An 18,790-nucleotide genomic window follows, 5' to 3' on the forward strand; every position below is an offset into this window, starting at 1 on the left:
GGGCGGAGTAGGGCTGGCCGCTCAGGCGCTCGGACAGACGGCGCATGGCCGTCATCAGCGGGGCGAACGACTCCTGCACGGCGCCTTGCACGATGGCTTGGAAGGCCTCATCCAGTGACGGCGTCGCCGAGGAAGCGCCGCGCGCGGGAGGAGAGCGGGAGGGTCGGGGGGAGGGGGTGACGCGACGGGCTCTGGGCATGTAGCGCTTGGCGTAGCACGGCTCAGGTTGTTCGACCATTGTGAATCCAGCCCGCTCCCCTGGTGGGTCATCCAGACTCGGTCCTCGGGGCAGGCGCGCTCTTGCTCCAAAGCCTCTCCAGGTGACGAGCGCCGCTGGCGTGATTGCAAATCGCGAAGAGCGCCTTTCCCCGTGGGTCCCGTGGAAGTGGTTCATAGAGCCAGCTTCCGCGCTGCTACAGCCCGAGGCGCACAGGCCTTGTCCGCGGTTCAGTGCCCGGGGAATCGGGTCGAACTTGACCAGATTTGAACATGAGTGTCCAATTTATGGTCCATGGCGGAAGGGGAGCGTGAGAAGTGATACCCGATGAAGCAAGCAGCCGCTCCATGAAGGCAGCCATCCTTGTCGTGGGATACGGGCCTGTCGGCGCCGCGACTGCGTGCCTGCTCGGTCGGCTTGGCGTCCATACAATCGTCATCGACAAATCGAGCACGGTGTTCCCGCAGCCGCGCGCCATCGCCCTCGACAACGAGGCGCTGCGCGTCCTGCAGATGGCGGGGCTCGCGGACGATGCCTTTCCCCGAATCGCCATTCCCTGTGTGAAGCTGCATTCACCTTTCTTCGGCCAGTTCGGGCATGTGAACACGGCGGGCAGCCTCGACGGCCATCCGAAGCTGGTGACGTTCGCTCAGCCCGAACTGGAGGCGGCGCTGCGTCGACAGGTGGCGACGCTTCCCTCCGTGGAAGTCGTGTTGGGCCTCCAGGTGGTCCGTGTCGAGGAGACCGCCGATGAGGTCATCACGACGGTGCGGGACGTGGAGGGCCGTGAGCGCCGGATTCATTCCGCGTACGTGGTCGGCGCGGACGGAGCGTCCTCCTTCGCGGAGGACTGGTTGATCATCGACGCGCTCGACGTGCCCAATCCCATCGACCACATCGAGTTCATCTGTGACCCGCACATGCCGAGCCCCGGTGGACGTGAGCGCTGGGAGTTCATGCTGGCGCCAGGGGAGACGCGCGAGGAGATGGAGAGCAGGGCCTGGTGGCCGGCCTGCGCGATGCGGCGAACCTGGCGTGGAAGCTCGCGGCCATCGTCCAGGGCCGCGCCGTCCCCGGCATCCTCGCCAGCTACGACACCGAACGGTGTCCGCACGCCAGGGCGATGATTGATCTGGCCAGGGTCATGGGCAGCCTGGTGATGCCTCGGAGCGCGCTCCTTGCCCAGACGACGGCGCTGCTGGCGGCGGCGTAGCAGACCGGGCCCGTGGGCCAGATGAACGGCGAACGACGTTGCTACTCCCCGCGCTTCCGACGCGCCGTTGCCGCGCTCGGCTTGCCTCCGCGCGGAGTGGAGGCGGGTGCGTCGAGCAGCGCGGGCAGTTCCATCGTCGCCAGCCTGCGCGCCTCCTCGCGGGGAACGCCCAACGACTTCAAGCAGAACTCCACCGCGTCACTGCCCGCGTCACGCCAGGTGCGATGTCCCTCCAGCACCAGGAGGATGGCGCCGAGCGTGGCGCTGGCCATGAAGCTGACCGACGACGGCAACTGGTCGATGCGGAAGTCGTACTTGCCGCTCTTGTGGCCGTCGACGAGGTCCTGGGTGGGTTGTCCCATCCACAGTGACTGCATCGACTGTTCGCTCATCGCGAAGCGGAGCAGGAACCGCCCCCAATGGGGCTCTGCATGGGCACGGCGCACGTAGAAGCGGACGCCCAGGGCGAGGCGATGCGCGGGGTCCGTGACTCCCACGCAGCTCGCCGTAATCCGGTCATACATCTCGGTGGCGAGGTCATTCGCGATCTGCCGGAAGAAGACGTCCGTCGACTCGAGATTGTTATGGACGGTGCCGCGAGCAACGCCGGCCGCCTGGGCCAGCTCGCTCATCGATACCTGCGTCGAACCCTTCTCCGCGAACAACTGCACCGCTGCTTCCTGGATGCGGCGCTGGGCGGCGCTCATGGAGCGGCGTCGGCGTGCGGTCTTCATGAACCGGACTGTCACACATCTGGTGCTCGATGGGCGGCGAGTTCATGGATTGGACACATATGTATAATTTCAAGCCCCGTGGTCTAGATAGAAGGCGAACAGGAGCGGGAGCTGTGGTGAACCGGCCAGCATTCGCAGAACAACGGCGAACATCCTGTCGCCGTACGCCCCCTCCATGAAGCGCGAGGTGCCCACGCTGGGGACGCTCATGGGCGCCACCGGGTACCACACGGCCTGCTTCGGCCAGTTCCCCGCTGGGGACCCGGCGGCCTGCGACGAGTTCATCAACTGCGACTACAACTGCATCCGCGAGAGTGATGCGCAGGTCGTCCGCCTGCTCGAGGCGCTCGACGCCAGCGGCCAGACCGAAGACACGATTGTCGTCTTCACCTCGGACCACGGCGAGATGCTCGGCGTCCACGGGATGCGCGGCAAGGGCGTGCTGCCGTATCGCGAGTCAATCCAGGTGCCGCTGCTCGTCCGCCACCCGCTGCATGCGGGAAGCTGCTCGACGGCGACGCTGGCCAGCCACATCGCCATGGCGCCGACGCTCCTGGGCCTTGCCGGTGTGCCGATGGAGACCGTCCTTCGCGAGGTCCCAGCGCTGGTCGAGAGGGCCCTCAGCGGCGTGATTCGCGCGCGTGACGACGCGGACCCTCGCGCCAACGGGGACGGCAGCCTGCTCCACTGGACCAGCTTCGTGTACCAGGACCATGTCGCGGCGCTGGCGTTCGACGAGGAGCACAAGCACAGCGGTGGCGCCACCCGCGTGTTCTCCCTGGGCAAGTCACAGTTCCGCGGAACGCTGACCCGGCGCGGGCAGATGCGAGGTGTCTTCAACGGCCGGTACACGTTCGCGCGCTACTTCGCGCCGACCCAGCACAACACGCCAGGAGACCTGGGATGCGCTGATGGCGCTGAACGACCTGGAGCTCTACGACACCGAAACCGACCCCGGCGAGCTCCACCACGTCGCCAGCAACCCGGAAGCGGCCCGCGAGCAGGTGATGCGGATGAACGCCAGGCTCAACCGGCTGCTCGCGAAAGAGGTCGGCGTCGACGACGGCCGCCACCTTCCAGGACCGGCCCGCTTCTGGCGTGCGTCCTAGCGCGTAGCAGCCCGCCATTCCCTCCCGCGCGCGGCGAGCCTGCCGCGGTTCCGGGCAGGCGGTTCGGCACGCAGGGGCGGCGCATGGGCCGCATTCCGTGCCATCGCGGGAGGCCCTCTGCCGTGAAGTGGCGAGACCCGAGACCGCGGCACTCAGGGATGAAGGAGGCTGCCGCGATGGACCGGTCCGTGGTGACAGTGGGTTGTGACAGCGCGGGTCCAGAAAAGAAAAAACCCCAGTAAGTCCGGAGACTTACTGGGGCAATTCCTGGCGAGGAGTACGGGACTTGAACCCGTGGCCTCCGGCGTGACAGGCCGGCGTTCTAACCAACTGAACTAACTCCCCATAAACCTTGGGCGGAACAGGGATTGAACCTGTGACCCTCGCCTTGTAAGGGCGACGCTCTGCCGCTGAGCTATCCGCCCGCAGGCGTGTTCCGCGTTGCGACGAGCGGGCTTTTATAAGTGGCCCACTCCCCTGTCAAGCACCTGTTTCGAAGACCCAGGATCTTCGTCACCGGCCGCGCGGAGCGTGAAAACGCTCGTGCGGCCGGTGACTTAGGTCCCTAGGGGACGGGCGCGACGTCCACCGTGCCCAGGTTCTCCGGGGCCACGCCATTACCCGAGCCACCCGGCTGCCCATCCGGCTGCCAGTCGCCGTAGCAGTACGGGCCGGTGCCGACCCGGAATCGCCACAGGTAGCCGTCGTTCAGGGCGGCGTTCGCCGGCAGGTCCGCCCGGTACTCGTCATCGTTGTTGGTGTCGCTCTGCACCACGCCGGCGACCCAGGTCCACGCCGGGCTCACACCCGGGTCCTGCGTCTTGGGGCCATGGCCCAGCTCGGCCGAGAGGGTGGTGGCCGGGGGAGGGGCGTTGGTGACGCCGTCCTCGTAGATGAACCCGTACATCGTCCTGCCGCCGCCCAGGTCGCTGAGCTTCAGCGGCCACTGGAGCCGGCAGTAGTCGATGCCCGAGTGGTTGCCCACGGTGAGGGCGTGCTGCTGGCCCTGCGTGTAGCCGCCCACGTCGCTGCCGTCCTTGTCGCAGTAGGTCCACGTGGAGCCGTCCGTGGTGTAGCGCAGGCTCACGGCCCGGCTCGTCGTGTAGGCCGGACGCAGCTCCGTGGTGAACTCGTCCGTGTCCGCCTCCCCCGAGGCCTCGCCGGAGTACGTCGCCGGCTTCCAGGAGAACGACGCCGGGGTGACGGAGGCGTCCACGTCCGCGTTGCCCAGGCCGACCTGCACCTGGAGCCCCGTGCCCGCGCCAGGCCCGTTGGTGACACCGGGGATGCGCACGCGGCCCGTCACGGTGACGGCGTCGCCGCTGCCCACCGTCGTCCCGCTCACGCCCTGGAGCCGGCAGACGCCCGTGGCCGCCGCCTGCACCGTCAACGTGCCCGAGTCCGCGATGTCGAAGTCGTCATCCGTCCCGTCCGCGTCGCAATACACGTAGGGGCCGGTGTCCAGCTTCACGCGGTAGGCGAAGCGGAAGGTGCCCGCCGTGCCCGGGTTGGGCAGGGTGGCCCGGTACTCGTCATTCTGGTTGTTGCCCGTGTCGGCGCCATGCGTCGCCGCCACCCACTGCCAGCCTCCGCCCGTGTGAGGGCTGCCGGCGGGGCCATAGCCCAGCTCCGCGACGATGCCCGCACCGGCGCCCGCGCCCGGCGTCACGCCCGCCTCGTGCACCTGCACCGCGATGACCTTCGAGGCCGCCTCGCCAATGGCGTAGGCCTCGACAGGGGGCGCCGCTTGCGTCTCACCGCCCAGGCGGCACCAGTCCACCTGGGGAGGCACCACCGCGGCCACCGTCAGGACCGACGCCTGCGCCGTCTGGTAGCCGTTGGCGCTGCCATCCCGGTCGCAGTAGGCCCAGGCCCCGGTCTGATACCGGAAGCGCACGGCCACCGCGTAGGTTCCCTCCGTCGAGGGCGCCGTCAGCGACGTCTCGTAGGAGTCCTGCGCCCCGCTGTCCGTCTCGCCCGAGAAGCTCGCGGCCGTCCAGCTCCAGCCCGTCCCCGTCGCCGGGTCCGAGTTCGCCGGGCCATGGCCCACTTCCGAGGTGATGCCCGCGCCCGCCGCGCCGCTCGTGACGTCCGTCACCGTCGTCACCAGCACCTTGCCGTGCACCACCTGCGTGGCGCCGCCCGGCGTCGCGGTCAAGGTGGCCGGACCCACGAGCTGGCACGTGTCCACCGCCACGGGCTTCACCTCCAGGTCGCCGGCCTGGTCCAGCGAGAAGCCGTTGCCGAGCCCGTCCGCGTCGCAGTAGCGGTACGCACCGCCATTCACATTGAAGCGGAAGGCGAACTTGTAGCGGCCCACCGTGCCCGGGTTGGGCAGGGCGGCCTTCCACTCGTCGTTGCTCCCGCCGCCCGACTCCCGGTTGAAGCTGGTGCCCGTGGAGGTCCACTGCCAGCCCGCGGAGTCCGGAGCAGCCGCCTCCGGGCCATAACCCACCTGACCCTGGATGCCCGTGCCTCCGCCCGTGCCCGGCGTGACGCCCTCCATGTAGACCTGGGCGTAGATCTCCTTCGTCGCCTGGCCCACGCGGTACACCTCGCTGGGCGGCGTCTCGGTGGCCTCACCGCCGAGCTTGCACCAGCCGATGGAGATGTCCTGCGCCGCGCTCACGGTGAGCGTGCCCATCTTCGTCGTGTCGAAGCCCGTGGGGCCGCCGCTGTTGCCATCCGAGTCGCACAGCAGATACGCGCCGTCGTTCACCTTGAAGCGGTACGCGAAGCGGTAGCTGCCCAGCGTGCCCGGGTTGGGCAGCGTCGTCTCGAACTGGTCGTTGTTGCCGACCTCGTCCTTGTACACAGCGGTCGTCGTCCAGTTCCACTGCGCCGATGTGGCCGGATCCGCCGCCGCCGCCGGCCCCCAGCCCAACTGGCCCACCAGGCCCGTGCCCGCGCCCGCGCCGCTCGTCACGCCCTGCACGAAGACCTGCGCCAGCACCTTGCGGTTGGCCACCGCGTCCGTCGCGTACGTCACCGTCTCCGGCGTCGTGTTCCCATCCGGCCCCAGCTTGCAGTAGCCGATGACCTTGGGGACCACGACTTCACCCGCGACGGTGAGCTGGCCCAGCTGCGCCAGCTCGAACTCCTGGCCGCCGTCATCCACGCCGTTGCCGTCGCAGACGCGGAGGGGGCCGCCGTTGGCGCTGAAGCGCACCGCGTAGCGGTAGTCGCCATTGAGGCCGGGGTTGGGCAGCGTGCCCTTCCACTCGTCGTTGACCTCGAAGTTGTCCTTGTTCCAGGCCAGCGGCGTGGCCCAGTTCCACAAGGGCGAGGTGCGCGGGTCCTCACCCGCGGGACCCCAGCCGAGCTGACCGGAGATGCCCGGGCCCGCGCCCACCTTGTCCGTCACGCCCGGCAGGTGCACCTGGGCGAAGACCGTCTTGAGCCCCGTCGTCTGCGTGGTCTGGTAGTTGATGACCTCGGGGGCCTTCTGGTCTTCGCCAATCTTGCACCAGCTGACCTGCGGCTTCGGCGCCTCGGTGCCGACGGTGAGCGTGCCCAGCTTCGCCAGGCTGAAGGCCAGCTCGCCCTCGGCGCTGTCGTTGACGCCGTCCGCGTCACACACGCGCCACGCGTTCTCACTGATGCTGAAGCGGAAGGCCAGCTTGTACGTGCCCACCGTGCCGGGGTTGGGCAGGTCCGCTTCCCACTCGTCGTTGTTGCCGTGCTCGGCCTTGTAGACGGCGGGGACCCAGGTCCACGCGGCGGAGTCGCGCGGGTCCGAGTCCACCGGCCCCATGCCCAACTGGGCCACCAGCCCCGAGCCCGCGCCAGCGCCCTGGGTGATGCCCGCCGCGTACACCTGGCCGGCCACCTTGAGCAGCGTGGTGTCCGTGGGACGGTAGAACAGCTCCGGGTTGGCGCGGTTCCCGTCCGGGCCCAGCTTGCAGTAGTCCACGCGCGGCCGGGTGATGAACACGCGGCGCAGCATGTCCTCCGCCACGCCGTTGGCGATGCCGTCGCCGTCCGCCATCACCCACGTCTTCCCTCCGTCGATGGTGAAGCGGATGGTGATGACCCACTCGCGGCTCTCCCCGCCGATGGCCGGCTGGAGCAGGACGTTGCCCTTGTAGATGTCCGCCTCGCCGCTGTCGGAGTCGCCCTCGTACGTGGCCTCCTCCCAGGTGTAGCTGTCCTGGATGAGCAGCTCGCCGTTCGCCGGCGCGAAGCCCACCTGCGCGCGCACGCCGCCGCCCTGGCCCACGCCCCGGGTGAGGCCGGCCACGGTGATTGCGCCGCGCACCAGCACGCCCACCGGCTGCCCGCCGCTCACCGCGTCGAGGTTGCCGTTGATGATTTCGGCCTGGTCGATGTTCGCCGCCGGGGGGCCCTCGTAGTTGAAGCCCCTCACCAGCACGCCATAGGCGCCGTCCGGATTGACCACCCGCACGTCCACCTGCGCGGTGCTCGCCGAGGGCGAGTAGCCGTAGATGCGGAAGGCGTTGACCACGACGACGCGCAGCGCCTCCTGGTTGCCCAGGTAGAGCTTCGCGCCCGGCTCGAAGCCGGAGCCATAGACGTTGATGAGCGTGTTGCCCGCGATGGGGCCGCCGTTGGGGGTGATTTCCCTCACGGTGGGCGGGGTGGCCGAAGGAGGCAGGCCACCCTCCGGGTCATCACCACAGGCGGCGAGGAGCAACGACAACACGAGAAGAAGGGACCTCGGACAACGCGACGACATCGGCCATCACCCCTTGACGCCGCCGGCGGTCAACCCGCCGACGAGGTGCTTCTGGAGAGCGAAGAACAACGCCATGACCGGCGCGGAGACAATCAACGCGCAGGCGGCGAACTTGCCCCATTCCACCTTGTACTCGCCCACGTACCGCTGGAGGGCGACGGGCAGGGTGAAGCGGGTCGGGTCATTGATCAGCGTGGCGGCGAGGACGAACTCGTTCCACGCCGTCATGAAGGAGAACAGCGCCGTCACGGCCAGCGCGGGGCGGGCCAGCGGCAATACCACCTTGATGAACACCTGGAAGGGCGAGGCCCCGTCCATCACCGCCGCCTCCTCCAACTCGCGCGGCAGCGTGTCGAAGTAGCCCTTCAACATCCAGATGCAGAAGGGCAGGGCGGTGGTGGCGTACACCAGCACCAGCCCGGTGAGGCTGTCGAGCAGCCGCAGCCTCTGGAGGATGCCGTAGATGGGCACCAGCATCAGCGTCGCCGGGAACATCTGGGTGACGAGCAGGGCCTGCATGCCGCCCTCCTTGCCCGGGAACTTGAAGCGCGACAGCGCATACGCCGCCGTCACCGCGAGCGTCAGCCCCACCACCGTCGTGGCACCGGAGACGATGAAGCTCGCCATCACCTGCCGGCCGAACACCCATCTCCCCTGCGCATCCGAGCTGAGCAGCACCTCCCGGAAGTGGTCGAACGTCACCGCGTCCGGGAACGGGTTGGCGGTGAGCGACATGCTGTCCGACGGCGACAGCGCCATCTTCACCACCCACAGCACCGGGTAGAGCGTCACCATGCACATCAGGCTCAGCCCCATGTGGATGAGGGCCATCTTCAAGCCGGAGGGCTTCTTCATGACGCCTCCTCGGGCTTCATCAGGCGCCGGGTGAAGACCGACCAGCCCATCAGCACCACGAAGATGAGGACCGAGTACGCCGCCGCGAAGCCGTACTGCTCGTTGCGCTGGAAGGCCCAGCGGAACGCCTCCGACACCAGGATGTCCGTGGCGCCGCCCGGCTCGCCTCCGGACACCAGGTAGATGATGTTGAACATGTTGAACGTCCACACGCTGCCCAGGATGACGGCGGGCAGCATCGCGGGCTTGAGCAGGGGCAGGGTGATTCGCCGGAACTGCGTCCACTTGCTGGCCCCGTCCACCTCCGCGGCCTCGTACAGCTCCGGGGGGATGGACTGCAGCGCGCCCAGCGCCACCACCATCATGAACGGGAAGCCCAGCCACGTGTTGGTGGCCACGTTGGCCGCGAAGGCCGTGGAGAAGCGGGTGAACCAGCTCACCGGCTCCAGGTCCAACGCCACGAGCAGGCCGTTGATGGCGCCGAACTGCCGGTGGAACATGCCCTTCCACATCAGCGCGGTGATGTAGTTGGGCACCGCCCACGGGATGATGAGCAGCACCCGATACACCCCGCGCATCTTGAGCAGCGGGTCCTTCAGGATGAGCGCCAGCCCCAGGCCGATGCTCACGTGCAGCACCACGTTCACCACCGCCCACAAGAGCGTCACCGCGAGCGTGAAGTAGAACGAGAGCGGCTCGGTGATGCTGTAGCCACGGCTGGCCAGGATGTCGACGAAGTTGGCCAGGCCCACGAACGTGTACTGCCCCGCGTCGTGGTGGAACAGCGACAGCGTCAGGCCCACCGCGAAGGGGATGAACACCAGCACCAGCAGGCCCGCCGCCGCGGGCGCGACGTACGTCACCGCGCGCGAGACATCCGGATAGCGCTGACGGAACGTCTGGCTCTGTGCCGGCCGCCGCAGCACCCACGCGGTGCCTCCTCCCAAGGCCATCACTCCCGCGAGCGTGAGCCAGGGCATGGGGCTGGCTTCGGGCGGACGCTCCCGGTGCAGGGCCCGGTAGCGACGGTCCGCGAGCGCGCCCGCGTCCTCGGGCCGGGTTCCGCCCTGGAGCACCGCGCGCAAGGTCAGCTTCATGGGCTCCCACACGCGCGCCATCTCCAGCGTGTTGGGCATGGGCGTGGCGTCCTTCGCCGCCTCGCGGAAGGAGGAGATGAGCGTGTCGTCCTTCACCTCCTGGAACTGGTAGGCGGCGACGTTCGCCGGAATCTGCCGGCCCACCGTGGTGCGCACCCGCGAGGACTCGCCCAGCGACAGGAAGCGCGCCAGCTCGTGCGCCCGCGCGGACTGCTCCGAGCGCGAGGAGACGAACGCCGCCTCCACGCCGAGGAAGGGCTTCATCGGCGTGCCCGTCTCGCTCACCGTGGGCAGCGCCACCACGCGGTACCGCACCGACGGCGCGATTTCTCCCGCGAACCAGGGGCCGCTGATGGTCATCGCCACGCGGCCGTCGTTGAAGAGCGTCTTCACCAGCGCCCCCGACACCTCCTGGGGCATCATCCGCTCGTCCTGGAGCTTCTTCACGAAGGCCAGCGAGCGCGCCATCCCTGGCGTGTCGAAGCTCGCGCGGCCCGTGGCGTCGAACAGCGGCCCGTCGAAGCCGAAGAGGAACGGCGCGTGGAAGTAGAAGTCCCCGCTCTCGTACGCCAGGCCGAAGCGCCCCTCCGCCGGGTTCGACAGCGTGGGCAGCAGCGCCAGCAGCTCCGCGGTGGTGGTGGGCGGGCGCGGCACCAGCTTCGTATTCACGTAGAGCGCCAGCGACTTGAGCGACATCGGATAGCCGTACACCTGGCCATCCACCTCCAGCGCCGCCACCGTGTTGGCGAAGTAGTCGGCACGGACGAGGGTGCCCGTCGTCGGCGCCAGCAGGTTCTGTCCCTGGAAGTTGCGCAGCCGCTCGTGGTTGAAGATGAAGACGTCGGGGCCCGCGCCGTGGGGAATGGCGTTGGTCAGCTTGGCCGCGTAGGCGTCATAGGGCAGGGCGAGCATGTCCACCCGCACGCCCGTCTTCTCGGTGAAGAGCGTGGTGGCCTGGAGGAGCGCGGCCTCCTCTCCACCCCGGTACGCGTGCCACAGCTTGAGGGGCTCGGGCTGGGCTTCCGCCGCGTGCGCGCTCCACGCCATGGCGAGCAGCACCAGCGCCACGAGCCTGTTCAAGATGCCACCTCCAGCGACTCGCGCTCCACCGGGTGGCGCAAGGCCACGGAGCCGTCCTCGGTGAACACGTGCAGCGCGTCCGCCATGGGCGCCAGGAACACCTTGTCGCCCACCGACACCTGGGTGCCCTTGTCGAAGCGCGCGGCCACCGGCCCCGACTCCGTGTTGACGAAGGCGTACCCGTCGAACCCCAGCCGCTCCACCGCGTCCACCGTGCCCGCCAGGGGCCCCAGCGCCGCCACGCGCAGGTCCTGGGGACGCAGCCCCACCAGGACGTTGGCCGCGCCCGGGGAGAGGTCCGCCGGGGAGAGCAGGGTGAAGCCCTTGCCCACCAGGTTCGCCCCGTCGCGCCGGGCCTCCAGGAAGTTCATCGCCGGTGAGCCCAGGAAGCCCGCGACGAAGCGGTTCGCCGGTCGGTTGTACAGCTCCAACGGGGGCCCCACCTGCTGCAACACGCCCGCGTTGAAGACGGCCACCCGGGTGGCCAGCGTCATCGCCTCTACCTGGTCATGGGTGACGTAGATCATCGTCGCGCCCAGCCGGCGGTGCAGCCGCGCCAGCTCCCCGCGCATCTGCACCCGCAGGGCCGTGTCCAGGTTGGACAGGGGCTCGTCGAAGAGGAAGACCTTCGGCCGCCGGACGATGGCGCGCCCCATGGCCACGCGCTGACGTTGACCGCCCGACAACGCCTTCGGCTTGCGCTCCAACAGGTGGCCCAGCTCCAGCATCGCCGCGACTTCGTCCACCCGGGAGGCGATCTCCGCCTGGGGGAACTTCCGCAGCGTCAGGCCGAAGGCCAGGTTCTCCCGCACCGTCATGTGGGGGTAGAGCGCGTACGACTGGAAGACCATCGCCACGTCGCGGTCTCTCGGGGGCACGTCGTTGACGCGCGCTCCGCCGATTCGCACCTCGCCCGCGTCCACCTGCTCCAGCCCCGCGATGAGCCGCAGGAGCGTCGTCTTCCCACAGCCCGAGGGGCCCACCATGACCAGGAACTCGCCCTGTCCCACCTGAAGGTCCACGCCCTTCACGATGAGATTCGAGCCAAACGACTTCTTGATTCCGTTCAGGGTGACTTCGGACAAGACACACTCGGAAAATGAGGGGAGGAACGGCGGGGCACATTACCCGGAGCCTCGCGCTTTCCTCAAACCCGCCGGGTTGGGCGCGGTGCGTCATTCTCGCGCCGGGCCATCCAGAAGTTTCCGGGGTCCGTAGAGTGGCAACGGGGGTGGCCGCCTTGTCAGCCCCGGAAGGCGCTTGTTATGGAAGACGACATCCGGTTCGCCGAGGTCTACCCCACCGTATGAGCACTCCCCGTTGGTCCCTCCCGAGGGGCGCGACCCTGGTCGCTTTTCTGTTCGCCGTCGGTTGCAGCGAAAGCGACTACGTCCGGCTCTACCACAGCGAGGCCCGCGCCCCGAGCTACACCGTCGAGGACGTCGAGTCGATGAAGCACATGGGAGCGACGTTCACCGACCAGGGGGTCAACTTCGCCCTCTACTCGGAGAACGCGACGCGGCTGGAGCTGCTCCTGTTCGATGACCCGGAAGGCAACCGGCCCTCGCGCACGTATCCGCTGACGCGCTACGGGGACGTGTGGAACGTCTACGTGGAGGGCGTGGGCCTGGGGCAGCACTACGGCTTCCGCGCGTGGGGCCCCAACTGGGAGTTCGACGAGCGCTGGTTCCCCGGCTCCATCCACGGCTTCCGCGCCGACGCGGACGTGGACGGCAACCGCTTCAACCCGAACAAGCTCCTGACGGACCCCTATTCGCAGGCGCTGCACCGGGACCACGACTGGAGCAAGGGCAGCACCGCCAGCGGCCCCGCGCGCACGGAGGTGACGTACGCGGCCTCCGCCAAGAGCGTGCTGGTGCAGAGCGGCTACCAGTGGGGCGAGGCGGAGCGGCAGTGGCGGGACAACCGCCAGAACGAGCAGTGGGCGGGCCACAAGTGGCAGGACCTCATCGTCTACGAGGTCCACGCCAAGGGCTTCACCGCGGACCCCGCCAGCGGCGTGCGCTTCCCCGGCACCTACCGGGGCCTGGGCGAGAAGGCCGACTACTTCAAGGACCTGGGCATCACCGCCGTGGAGCTGCTCCCCATCCACGAGAAGCCGCTGGATGGCGGCTACTGGGGCTACCAGACCATCAACTTCTTCGCGCCCGAGCTGTCCTACGCCGCCTTCAAGCGGCCGAACGAGGTCATCGACGAGTTCAAGTGGATGGTGGAGGAGCTGCACAAGCGCGACATCGAGGTCATCGTCGACGTCGTCTACAACCACACCGGCGAGGGCGGGCTCTGGCGCGAGAAGCTGGAGTCGGATGACGTGCTGCCTGGCGATCCACTGGACTCGTTGGACCCGGCGGAAGTGGCGGGCGTGTACTCGTTCCGCGGCATCGACAATCAGGCGTACTACGGCCTCACGGGGGACCGGCGGCTGTACTGGAACAACACGGGCGTGGGCAACCAGACCCGGCCCAACCACCGGCCCATGCGCAAGCTCATCATCGACAGCCTGCGCTTCTACACCGAGGAGCTGCACGTCGACGGCTTCCGCTTCGACCTGGCGCCGATCCTGGGCGAGAGAGATCAGGACTACAACCGCTGGGACGACCCGAAGAACACGGTGCTTCAGGAGATTGTCGATGACCCGGTGCTCCAGAAGTACAACACGCGCATCATCGCGGAGCCCTGGAGCGCGGGCGGCTGGTACTGCATGCCCATGGGCGAGTTCCCCAACTCGCAGACGCAGCCGGGCAACGGCTGGTACGAGTGGAACGGCCGCTTCCGCGACTGGTGGCGCGCGTTCATCAACCGCGACGACTGGAAGCTCAACTCCAACGAGGGCTCGCTGTGCGGCAGGCCGGGCTCGGCGGACGGCGCCTTCCTGATGTACGGCAGCAAGGAGTGGTACTCGCGCAACGGCCGCCGCCCGTATCACTCGATGAACTTCATCACCGTGCACGACGGCTTCACGATGTACGACCTGTTCACCTACGAGGTGAAGCAGAACAAGTGCGGCCCGCTCAACCCGGTGTGCTGTGACACGCCCAACAGCCCCTTCTGCGACAAGGTGAGCGGCGAGGACCACAACCGCTCGCGCAACTGGGGCCCGGTGGGTGACACGCGCGGGGAGAGCATGCGCCGGCAGATGATGCGCAACGCCTTCATGGCGATGATGATCTCCCACGGCACGCCGATGATTCTGGGCGGCGACGAGTGGATGCGCACGCAGCTGGGCAACAACAACGCCTACTCCACGCGCGCGGACAACCCGTTCAACTGGTACCAGTGGGGCGCGTACCTGGCGCGCGACGAGCGGCACCGGATGTACGAGTTCGTCAAGGCGGCCATCCGCCTGCGCAAGGAGCACGCCTACGCCTTCGCGCCATCGGACTACGAGAAGGGCTCGCCCCTGGTGTGGAAGAGCGCCCAGAACACCGAGGAGGTGGGCTGGGACACCAAGCAGTTGATGATGCACTACCCGGACACGTCCTACGGCCCGGAGCTGGTGGTGCTCATCAACATGGAGCCGCGCGCGGTGGAGTTCACCCTGCCGCCGGGGCGCCAGTGGAAGCGGCTCATCGACACGCAGGCCTACTTCGACAGCCCCGAGTACCTGTCCGCCACGGGCCTGGAGTCCCGTGTCACGGGCAACTCCTGGCTGGACGCGCCGTCCCCCGTGACGGGGGTGACCTACGGGGTGCCCGAGCGCACCATCGTCGTCCTGCGCGCGGAGTAGGGGCAGGCAGCCGAGGTGCGCTATAAGCAGGGCCCGTCCATGCGAGTCCTGCCAGCGCGCCTCGGCGCCCTCCTGCTGCTCCTCATCCCGCTCGTCACCCTGGCCGACGCATCGAGAGATCGCTTCGGCGCAGCGGGCTACTTCCGCATCATGACCCGCCCGGACTTCTCGGGAGGCTCCGGTCAGCTCGGTTACTACTGGCTGTACGGCCGGCTCCTCAACGAGAGCCCCTACGGCGAGCTGAACCTGCGACTGGACGTGCTCCAGTCCGCGCCCGGAACGGATGAAGCGTGGGCGGAGGTGCACACGCGCTTCTCCGGCACGTCGTTCCGCTCGGCGGACCCGGGCAACGGCTCCTTCGTCAACTTCCGCGCGGACTACCTGTTCGTGCGCGCCGGCAACATCCTGCTCGACAGGGTGACGTGGCAGCTCGGCACGCTCGAGGACCGGTGGAATGACTTGCACATCTACGACCAGCGCCCGGCGACGCTGCTCTGGGACACGGTGGGCCTGTCCGGCACGTACCAGGCGGAGCGCTACGACGTGCTGCTGGCGGTGGGTGACAGCGGCTACACGCTGCGTCCCCAGAAGTACAACACGGTGCTCACCGGCGCCGCGTCCTTCCGCTACCGGCTGATTCCGGGACACCTGGAGTTGGGCATCCGCGGGCAGCTCGGCTACGAGCCGAAGGTGCGGGGCAATCGCAACGCGCTCTACGCGTCGCCCAACACCAACTACGAGGACTTCGTGCGGCGCGAAGTCGTGCAGCGCTACTTCGAGCAGAACCCGGGACAGGCGGACTACGAGGTGGGGCGCCTGACCCCGCGCAGCGCGCTGTCGTACCGGGCCGCGGGTTACGTGGGCTTCGGCAACGTGGGGCCGCTCATCTGGGACAACCTGTACCTCACCTTCGAGCGCAAGCACCCCGACCAGGCCTATACGGAGTTCGTGCGCGACAGGGAGTTCCAGGTCTTCATCGCGGACCAGACGGACGAGCGCTACGAGGCGGCGCTGGGCAACGAGGCGTACCTGAAAATCATCCCCGACAAGCTGGAGGCCCTGTGGGGCGTCTGGGTGGGGTACGCGTACAACAAGGACAACGCCATCAAGCCCGGCGACGATGACCGCTTCATCGCGTCCACGGTGCTGCGGCTCCAGTACTTCCTCACCGAGCGCGTGCACCTCCTGGCGGAGACGAGCATCGCCACGGAGCGCAGCCAGAACGGCAACCTGTATCGCAACCACATGGACTCGGTGTTCACCAACACCGGGGGCATCCCGGACTCGCGCGGCTTGGAGTACGGCGACAGCGACACGCGCAACACGTGGCAGGGAAAAATCGGTGTCGTGCTCACGCCGACGGGACGGGGCATCTACGCGCGCCCCAGCCTGCGGCTCCTGTACGGCATCCAGCACTCCTCGCAGCACGCGGCGTTCGGCAATTCGTTCGTGGATAGCCTGGACCAGTACAACACGTACATCGGCCCCGAGCGCCACTGGCACTCGGTGGTCGCCATCGAGGCCGAAGGATGGTTCTGAGACAGCGGTGGATGGTCGTCCTCCTCCTGGCGCTCACGGCGTCGGGCTGCCTGAAGCGGCAGGGGCCGCCGGTGCTGGCGCCCGAGGGCACGGTGGTGGCGGTGGCCTATATCCGGGACGACGCGCAGCGACGTGGCACCGTGGCGCAGGTCCCCGAAGGTGTCCGGCAGCGCATTCAAGAGGCCCTGGCCAGGCGCAACCTCAAGGTGGAGGAGGTGCCCTACGAGCGGTACGCCACCGAGTTCGCGAAGGTGACGGACTCGCAGCGCCGCTTCGCGATGCTCAAGCAGCAGGCCCCGGAGGCCCCGCTGCTGCTCCTGGTGGAGACGCGGGTGTCGTTCTTCGGCCAGGTGGGCGGGCGCTTCTCCTGGGACGTGTACGTGAAGACGACGGCGAACCGCGCATCGTCCAAGCTGGAGCCGACCAGCGACTTGCAGGACTACGGCGCCGCGCTCCAGTTCGACCAGCAGCGCGAGGATGACGCGCAGAACGAGGTGTCCCGCCAGATTTCGGGACAGGCCGCCGCGCTGTTCGACTCGTTCCTCGCCTCGCCCATGCTGGTGCCGAACACGGAGGGTGGCCCTGGCGTGGTGCCCGGCCTGGACGCGCCGGCGGGCGAGGGAATCGAGCCGGGCAAGAGCACCCCGTCGGAGCTGCCGCCGCCCGGGCCCGAGGCTCCGCCCGTGCCGCCTCCCACGCCCAAGCCGTACCGGGGCCTGTGGATGCCGCCGGAGGGCGATGCCATCTACTTCGCGCTGGTGGACCGCTTCTCCAACGGGGATGCGGGCAATGACGGGACGGTGGATGCGAAGGACGCGCAGGCCTTTCACGGCGGAGACCTGCAAGGTGTCATCGACCGACTGGACGGGCTGAAGTCGCTCGGTGTCCGCACGGTGTGGCTTTCACCCGTCTTCCAGATGCGGACGGAGAAGTTCCATGGCTACGGCGCCTTCCACGGGTACTGGGTGGAGGACTTCGACCGGATAGAGCCTCGCTTCGGTGACGCGGCCCTGCTGACGCGGCTGTCGGAGGAGCTGCGGCGCCGGGGCATGCGGCTGGTGCTGGACGTGGTGCTCAACCACGTGGGGCCGGAGACTCGGCTCGCGCGTGAGAAGCCCGAGTGGTTCCACGGCCTGGGTCCCATCAAGAACTGGGAGGACTCGCGCGAGCTGGTGATGCGCGACGTGCACGGGCTGCCGGACCTCGCGGTGGAGCAGGAGGAGGTCTACGCGCACCTGCTGTCGAAGTCGCTGAAGTGGGTGGACGCGGTGAAGCCGGCGGGCTTCCGCCTGGATGCCGTCAAGCACCTGCCGATGGACTTCTGGGCCCGCTACAACGACGACGTGCGCGCGCACGCGGGCAACGACTTCCTCCTCCTGGGCGAGCTCTTGGACGGCGACCCGGTGCTGCTGGCGCGGGTGATGAAGGAGGGGCGCTTCGGGACGATGTTCGACTTCCCGCTGGCCTTCGCGCTGGTGGATGTCTTCTGTCGCAACCGCTCGCCGGCGCACCTGGGCGCGGTGCTCTTCAACGACAGGTTGAACCCCGCGCCCGGCTCGCTGGTGACGCTGCTGGACAACCACGATTTGCCCCGCGTCATGAGTGAGTGCGGCGGGGATGTGGAGAAGGTGAAGCGCGCGCTGGCGGTGCAGCTCACCGCGCGGGGTGTCCCGGCGCTGACGTACGGCATCGAGGAAGGACTCACCGGCGCGAAGGAGCCGGAGAACCGTGGTGACATGCGCTTCACGCCGGACCACCCGCTGCGTTCGTGGATTGGTCGGCTGTTGGAGCTGCGGCGGGGCAGTGGGGCCCTCCAGCGTGGCGAGACACTGGTGCTCGCCGCCCGGGAGGACCTCTTCGCCTACGCCCGTGTGACGCCCGACGAGGCGATGCTCATCGCCATCAACTCCGGGACGAAGCCCCGCGACGTGTTCCTCCCCAGGGAGCTGGGCGAGGCCGGACGTGCCGCCGACCCGCTGACGGGCTCCGAGGGCATGCTGCCCCGGCTCGCCGAGTCTCCGTACTTCCACGTCTCGACGCCGCCTGGAGCGGTGACGTTGCGTCGGCTGAAGCCCCGCGCGCCGGGTGGCTTCGCGGCGCTCGCCACGAAGGCGCGGGCGTGGTGGCGCGGAGAAGGCGCACGGCGCACGGTGGTGCTCGCGACGGGGGACGCCTCCGTGCGCGTGGTGGGCGGCGGGCCGGAGCTGGGCGGGTGGAAGGCCGAGCGCTCGCTGCGCCCGGAGGCGGGCGCCGTGACACTGTCGCTGCCCGTGGGCGGCCTCTTCGAGTACAAGCTCGTCCGGGACGACGGCCCGGGGAAGTTCGCCTGGGAAGGCGGCCCGAACCGGCTGCTCTTCGTTCCCGAGCCGGACGCGTCAGGCCTCGACAGCCAGGGTCCCCTCCGCGTGGAGGTGGCCTGGGAGCAAAGCCCCGTCGTCGCGGCACCGTCCGCCCTCGTCACCCCTCATCTCCTCCGCTCCCGACCGGAGCCCTGACCCAGAG

Annotated in this window: 11 protein-coding genes and 2 tRNA genes; 6 read left to right on the plus strand and 7 right to left on the minus strand. The window is 68.7% G+C overall.

The window, feature by feature from the left end; translation table 11 throughout:
- Window positions 1–564: 564 nt before the first annotated feature.
- On the plus strand, window positions 565–1,344 hold the full coding sequence (locus HUW62_RS49905) for an FAD-dependent monooxygenase (RefSeq protein WP_368670376.1): 780 nt from the start codon (window positions 565–567) through the stop codon (window positions 1,342–1,344).
- Complete coding sequence (locus HUW62_RS49910; RefSeq protein ID WP_368670377.1) at window positions 1,269–1,430, plus strand: hypothetical protein; 162 nt, start codon at window positions 1,269–1,271, stop codon at window positions 1,428–1,430. Before HUW62_RS49905 ends, HUW62_RS49910 begins: the two co-directional genes overlap by 76 nt.
- A gap of 41 nt (window positions 1,431–1,471) precedes the next feature.
- Here HUW62_RS49910 and HUW62_RS09395 read toward each other — a convergent pair whose 3' ends face one another.
- Entirely contained in the window at window positions 1,472–2,164 is a 693-nt protein-coding gene (locus HUW62_RS09395) for a TetR/AcrR family transcriptional regulator (RefSeq protein WP_217911224.1), read from the minus strand.
- A 175-nt stretch (window positions 2,165–2,339) separates the two neighbouring features.
- Here HUW62_RS09395 and HUW62_RS09400 point away from each other — a divergent pair, with 175 nt between their 5' ends.
- Window positions 2,340–3,515, plus strand: a complete 1,176-nt coding sequence (locus tag HUW62_RS09400) for a sulfatase-like hydrolase/transferase (RefSeq protein ID WP_176434228.1) — start codon at window positions 2,340–2,342, stop codon at window positions 3,513–3,515.
- A gap of 26 nt (window positions 3,516–3,541) precedes the next feature.
- On the opposite strand, the gene HUW62_RS09405 is transcribed toward HUW62_RS09400, so the two are convergent.
- From HUW62_RS09405 to HUW62_RS09430, 6 genes are all read right to left on the minus strand, one after another.
- A tRNA-Asp gene (locus HUW62_RS09405) sits at window positions 3,542–3,618 on the minus strand.
- A gap of 8 nt (window positions 3,619–3,626) precedes the next feature.
- Window positions 3,627–3,698, minus strand: a tRNA-Val gene (locus HUW62_RS09410).
- 140 nt (window positions 3,699–3,838) lie between these two features.
- A complete protein-coding gene (locus tag HUW62_RS09415; protein WP_240356079.1) occupies window positions 3,839–7,936 on the minus strand; it encodes an IPT/TIG domain-containing protein in 4,098 nt (1,365 codons plus the stop codon).
- 39 nt (window positions 7,937–7,975) lie between these two features.
- Window positions 7,976–8,824 carry a sugar ABC transporter permease gene (locus HUW62_RS09420; protein WP_163861283.1) on the minus strand — a complete coding sequence of 283 codons (849 nt, stop codon included), beginning with the start codon at window positions 8,822–8,824 and terminating at the stop codon, window positions 7,976–7,978.
- The gene (locus HUW62_RS09425; RefSeq protein WP_163861287.1) at window positions 8,821–11,001 is read right to left on the minus strand and encodes an extracellular solute-binding protein; all 2,181 of its coding nucleotides are present in this window, start codon (window positions 10,999–11,001) and stop codon (window positions 8,821–8,823) included. Before HUW62_RS09425 ends, HUW62_RS09420 begins: the two co-directional genes overlap by 4 nt.
- A complete protein-coding gene (locus HUW62_RS09430; RefSeq protein WP_163861289.1) occupies window positions 10,998–12,086 on the minus strand; it encodes an ABC transporter ATP-binding protein in 1,089 nt (362 codons plus the stop codon). The genes HUW62_RS09425 and HUW62_RS09430 overlap by 4 nt, the downstream gene beginning before the upstream one ends.
- Window positions 12,087–12,307: 221 nt before the next feature.
- On the opposite strand from HUW62_RS09430, the gene HUW62_RS09435 reads away from it, so the two are divergent.
- From HUW62_RS09435 to HUW62_RS09445, 3 genes are read left to right on the plus strand one after another with little or no spacing between them, the layout of a single operon-like run.
- Window positions 12,308–14,749 (plus strand): glycogen-debranching protein, encoded by a 2,442-nt coding sequence (locus HUW62_RS09435; protein ID WP_163861291.1) that lies wholly within the window; start codon window positions 12,308–12,310, stop codon window positions 14,747–14,749.
- Window positions 14,750–14,788: 39 nt separating this feature from the next.
- Window positions 14,789–16,288 (plus strand): hypothetical protein, encoded by a 1,500-nt coding sequence (locus tag HUW62_RS09440; protein ID WP_163861294.1) that lies wholly within the window; start codon window positions 14,789–14,791, stop codon window positions 16,286–16,288.
- Window positions 16,279–18,783, plus strand: a complete 2,505-nt coding sequence (locus HUW62_RS09445) for an alpha-amylase family glycosyl hydrolase (protein ID WP_163861297.1) — start codon at window positions 16,279–16,281, stop codon at window positions 18,781–18,783. The genes HUW62_RS09440 and HUW62_RS09445 overlap by 10 nt, the downstream gene beginning before the upstream one ends.
- Window positions 18,784–18,790 lie beyond the last annotated feature (7 nt).

The sequence above is a fragment of the Myxococcus sp. AM011 genome (genome assembly GCF_013372595.1).
Taxonomy (GTDB): domain Bacteria; phylum Myxococcota; class Myxococcia; order Myxococcales; family Myxococcaceae; genus Myxococcus; species Myxococcus eversor.

Coding starts and splice junctions, on each gene's coding strand:
- HUW62_RS09435 (WP_163861291.1), top strand. CDS start 12,308: ATGAGCACTCCCCGTTGGTCCCTCCCGAGGGGCGCGACCCTGGTCGCT.
- HUW62_RS09420 (WP_163861283.1), bottom strand. CDS start 8,824: ATGAAGAAGCCCTCCGGCTTGAAGATGGCCCTCATCCACATGGGGCTG.
- HUW62_RS09445 (WP_163861297.1), top strand. CDS start 16,279: ATGGTTCTGAGACAGCGGTGGATGGTCGTCCTCCTCCTGGCGCTCACG.
- HUW62_RS49905 (WP_368670376.1), top strand. CDS start 565: ATGAAGGCAGCCATCCTTGTCGTGGGATACGGGCCTGTCGGCGCCGCG.
- HUW62_RS09400 (WP_176434228.1), top strand. CDS start 2,340: ATGAAGCGCGAGGTGCCCACGCTGGGGACGCTCATGGGCGCCACCGGG.
- HUW62_RS09440 (WP_163861294.1), top strand. CDS start 14,789: ATGCGAGTCCTGCCAGCGCGCCTCGGCGCCCTCCTGCTGCTCCTCATC.
- HUW62_RS09395 (WP_217911224.1), bottom strand. CDS start 2,164: ATGAAGACCGCACGCCGACGCCGCTCCATGAGCGCCGCCCAGCGCCGC.